4 protein-coding genes are annotated in these 4,656 nt (G+C 63.7%); 1 reads left to right on the top strand and 3 read right to left on the bottom strand.

Going from position 1 to position 4,656, the window contains the following annotated elements:
- Positions 1-210: 210 nt before the first annotated feature.
- Positions 211-2,466: a B12-binding domain-containing radical SAM protein gene (locus ACYVDE_RS14975; protein WP_460502346.1), complete on the bottom strand. Its 2,256-nt coding sequence runs from the start codon at positions 2,464-2,466 to the stop codon at positions 211-213.
- 201 nt (positions 2,467-2,667) lie between these two features.
- On the opposite strand from ACYVDE_RS14975, the gene ACYVDE_RS14980 reads away from it, so the two are divergent.
- The gene (locus ACYVDE_RS14980) at positions 2,668-3,015 is read left to right on the top strand and encodes a four-helix bundle copper-binding protein (RefSeq protein ID WP_460502347.1); all 348 of its coding nucleotides are present in this window, start codon (positions 2,668-2,670) and stop codon (positions 3,013-3,015) included.
- Between the two features lie 97 nt (positions 3,016-3,112).
- On the opposite strand, the gene ACYVDE_RS14985 is transcribed toward ACYVDE_RS14980, so the two are convergent.
- Positions 3,113-3,685 (bottom strand): helix-turn-helix domain-containing protein, encoded by a 573-nt coding sequence (locus tag ACYVDE_RS14985; RefSeq protein ID WP_460502348.1) that lies wholly within the window; start codon positions 3,683-3,685, stop codon positions 3,113-3,115.
- A 530-nt stretch (positions 3,686-4,215) separates the two neighbouring features.
- Positions 4,216-4,656: thioredoxin family protein (locus ACYVDE_RS14990; protein WP_460502349.1), on the bottom strand; the 441-nt coding region annotated here is incomplete at its 5' end.

A 4,656-nucleotide genomic window follows, 5' to 3' on the forward strand; every position in this document is an offset into this window, starting at 1 on the left:
GCCGCCCAGCTGCGGGCCGCGACCGGGGGCCGCCGCGGCAACGTCGTGCGCAGCTACCGCGGCACAGAAGCCACCCTGCTGCAGGGAAGCGGCTTGAACGAGCATTTTGGCCCGGGCTTGCCCGACGAAGTAGTGGAGTGGATGCGCAGCCGCTGAAATAAGCGAAGCGCCGCCTCCGAACACTCGCCCCAAGATGCCCCGTAGCGGCCGCTACAGCAGTAGCAGCCCTTTTTCGCGCAGCAGCTGCCAGGCCGGCGTTTGCAGAAAGGATTCGAACGAGCCTTCCGACTTCGGAAACGTGGCGGCTGCGTCTTTCATCAGCACCTTGGTATCGAAATCCTGGCTGAGCTGGGTGAGCAGCTGGTGCAGCCAGCGGCCGGCGGCTTCGGTGGTCTTTACCTCGAAGTCCTCGGCCTGCTCGTAGCAGGTGAGCACGGCGCGCGGGGCTTTTTTGCCAGGTTCTACCCGCAGCTCGGGGGCGTTGCCCAGCCAGAACAGGCGCTGGTTCTGCCGAGCGAAGTCGGGCTTTTCGGGCGCCTGCAGGGCCTGCTGCACAAGGTGGCGGGACGTGGTCGGCCGCGGGGTTTTGAAGTCGAACCAGCGAGCCAGCGGCTCGTCGAGGGCCACGCCGTGCAGGTAGTTGTAGAGTGACTTGGCCAGTCCCGGGCCAAAGGCTTCGTGGTCGGTACCGAGCGGGTCGTCGTGCCACAGGTCGTTCCAGGCGAAGCCGGCGGGCTCGGGGCCAACGGCCGCCACCTGATACTTCGCCGGATTCTTGCCCACCGGCGAGTGGGCCGTCATCGAAAAGCGGTGCCAGTAGCCGCTCTGTACCACGCCGGCCGCAAACAGCTGGCGCACCACTTCAAGCGAGTCCACGGTTTCCTGCGCAGTTTGGGTGGGGAAACCGTACATCAAATACGCGTGCACCATGATTCCGGCCTGCGTGAAGCCGTCGGCCACGCGCGCCACCTGCGCAATGGTCACTCCCTTTTCCATGAGGGCCAGCAGCCGGTCCGAAGCCACTTCCAGCCCGCCGCTCACGGCAATGCAGCCCGAGGCGGCCAGTAGCCGGCACAGGTCGGCCGAGAAGGTTTTCTCAAACCGGATGTTGCCCCACCAGGTGATGGGCACGCGGCGCTTCAGCAGCTCGATGGCCAAATCGCGCAGGGCCAGCGGCGGGGCGGCCTCGTCCACGAAGTGAAAGCCGGTCTGGCCGGTTTGGGCAATAATCTGCTCAATTCTGTCCACCAGCAGCGTGCTGGGGGCCGTTTCGTAGCGGCTGATGTAGTCCAGCGTCACGTCGCAAAACGAGCAGCGCTTCCAGTAGCAGCCGTGGGCCACGGTCAGCTTGTTCCAGCGCCCGTCGCTCCAGAGGCGGTGCATGGGATTCAGTACTTCCAGCACCGAGAGGTATTCGGTCAGGGGCAGGTCGGAATAGTCGGGCGTGCCCACTTCGGGGTGCGGTACGTCGGGGAACGGCTCGTTGCGGTACTCGATTTCGCCCGCCGCATTGCGCAGAAAAGTGCGTTGGAGTTTTGAGCTGTTAGCTATTAGCTGAGAACGGAGAGCTTTTTCACCTCCATTAAAAGAAGCGCCATTAGCCAACAGCTCTGAGCTAAGAGCTTCCAATAAACGCAGCCACGGCCCTTCGCCATCGTCCAGCGTCAGGTAGTCGATGTAGTCGAAAAAGCGCGGCTCCCGAATGTTGCGCAGCTCGGTGTTGGGATAGCCGCCGCCCATCACCGTCACGGTGCCGGGGCTGATGTGCTTGATGTGCCTGGCCAGCCGCAGCGCCCCGTAGAGGTTGCCGGGGAAGGGCACCGTGAAGCCCACCACGTCAGGCTGCACGCGCGCCAGTAGCGGCTCCAGCTCCTCCAGCAGCATGCGGTCGAGCAGATTGGGGGCGGCCTCCAGCTCGCGGTGCAGAGGCTCGAAGCTGGTAGCCGATAGCGCCAGCTTCTCGGCGTAGCGTGAGAAGCCGAAGTGCGGCCCCACGGTTTCCTTTATGAGGTCGGCCAGGTCTTCGAGGTAGAGGGTAGCCAAGTGGCGGGCCTGGTCCGTCAGGCCCATGCTGCCGAAGGCGGTTTCGAGGTCGGCCACGTTGTCGAAGCGGCTGGCTTCGGGCAGAAAGCGGCCGTGGCAGATGCGCGGGGCCAGCGTAAGGTCCTTGTTCTGCAAAAACCGGATAACCGGGCCGATGGTGGCCACATAGCGCCCCTGCAGGCGCAGCATCCGCCGGGCATTGTCGCTCAGGTCGAAGTCGCCGGCCTCGATTTCCTGAAAAACCCGCCGCAGCCCATCGGCCGAAAACAGCCGCAGCACCAGCTGCAAGCCCATATCAGCCTGCGTCACGGTGTAGCCACGCCCGCCCAGAAACCCCTTGATGTAGGCCGTGGCCGGGTACGGCGTGTTGAGCTGCGTGAGCGGCGGCGTGAGGAGCAGGATGCGGGGAGCGGAATTGGGCACAGTGGAGACTAACCCGGCTACGGCCGCCGGGGTTCAATTTGACGGCGCAAAGGTCGGGCCTGTAGCCGGGAGTGCCGCTGCGACCCGCGCCGACCCCGCCCGAATTGTATAGCTGCCAGGCGCGAATCATGCACGGCCGGGCCTTACGAGGTGCTCGTATAGGAAGTATCCATTCACGCTATTTCCTTTTCCGCTATGCAAATGCCCGCTGTTCAAACCCGAACCAATCGCGACAACCGCGCCGTACTCGACGCCCTGGCCCGCTGCGCCGCCGCCTGTGAACTATGCGCCGACGCCTGCCTGGCCGAGTCCGACATCGCCATGATGGTGCCCTGCATTCGCCTCGACCGCGACTGCGCCGATATCTGTCGCCTCACTGCTGCCTTCATCGCCCGCGGCTCCGACCACGCTGCCCATGTGCTGCGCGAGTGCATCGAAATTTGCCAAAAGTGCCACGACGAGTGCGCCCGGCATCAACACGAGCACTGCCAGCATTGCGCCGAAGCCTGCAAGGCCTGCCTGGAAGCCTGCCAAGCATACAGCAACTGAGTAAACCGGTAATTGAGTAAATGAGTAAGGGCCCGGTACCGACTGCAAAAGTCTGGTACCGGGCCCTTACTCATTTACTCAATTACCGGTTTACCGCTTACGCCAGCGCGTCGAGCGACATGCGCTCGGGCAGCATCAGGCGGCGAAACTCGCTCACGGAGTAGCCCGTCACCTGCCGGAACTGGTTGCTCAGGTGCTGGCCCGAGCTGTAGCGCATCTGGTCGGCAATCTGGTTCAGCGTCAGCTCGCCGTAACTGAGCAGCTCCTTCACGCGCTCAATTTTGAGGCGGATGAGGTATTTCTCGATGGTGAGGTGGGCGGTGCGCGAAAACACCTTACTTAGGTGCGAGTAGGTGGCCGCAAACCGGTCGGTGAGGAAGGCCGAGGTGGTGAGCGGCGAGCGCGCCGTGCGCAGGTGCTCCAAGTATTCGGCCAGGGTGCTCTTGATTTGCTCGGTGAGCTGCTCGGCCCGGCCGCGTAGCAGCTCGAAGCCGGCTTCGTGCAGCAAGGGAGCCAGGGCTTCAGGGTCGGCCGGGGTGGCCTCGTCGAGCTCGGCCACGCCCAGGCTCACGGCTTTAGGCCGGTAGCCGGCGCGCTCCAACAGGCTGTGTACTGCCTCCACGCACCGGGGGCACACCATGTTCTTGATATGCAGGAGATTCGTTTTCAAGGGCTTTAACGTGTTTGAGGCCGCCGCGAAGCAGCCGGTGAGGAAACGGAACGCGCGCCTGCCGGAGTCCCCGTAGCCGCCACCCGCCGGGGGCGGGGCGCAGGCATCGGAGCTTCGGCCCAGCCCCGCCCGAACCAGTTGGCCGTAGCCCAGGTCACGAACGGAACGACGGCCAGGAAAGTGACCGACAGCAGCCAGACGAATACGAGAAACGCGAAAAAAAGTCGACCCACAAAATGGTCGCTCACCCCAAACAGGTAGATTATCAGCATTAGTGCCAGGCCGAAGCTAATTCCGGCTAACACCCCGACCCGCCGCCAGGGCCACCGGGCTACCTGTTGTTGGAGACGACGATGTAACGGCTGACGCATAAAATGCCAATAATTGGGAGGGTGAAAATAGCGGAAATTTCCCGCATCACAAGTTTCGGGGATTTTGGGGCGTACACCGAAAATTGCTTGAACGTCATGATTCGACTACGCTCAGCATGGCGTTCAGACGGTTCATCGGCGGTCACTTCATCCATCTTCCTACCCCAGCGCCGCCAGCAGCTCGCGCTGCACCGATTGGCCGGCATCGGTCGCATACCACTCATTCATACCCTTAATCACCTGGTTCACGTGCAGCGAAGTATCGCTGTGCAGCTGGTGGCTGAGGACCTGCGCGGCGGCCGGGCGCGGGCCCCAGGTGCCGAGGTCGGCCCCGGTGGCCGCATCGCGCCGGATGAGCTTGGGAATGCTGTTTTTGCCGTTGGTCTGGTATTGGTCCATCAGCTCCGGATGGTCGGAGCGCAGCACCACGTGCAGGGATACGTGACCTTCGCTCTGCGCGGCCAAGTGGGCCAGAATGGGCAGTGTGTGGGCCGTGTCGCCGCACCAGGCTTCGCCCAGCACCAGCCACTGCTCGGGGCGGGGCAGCTGGTGCAGGCGCGCTACCAGCTCGGGCAGCAGCGGCAGGGCGTAGGCGCGGTC

This window comes from Hymenobacter agri, from assembly GCF_054778495.1.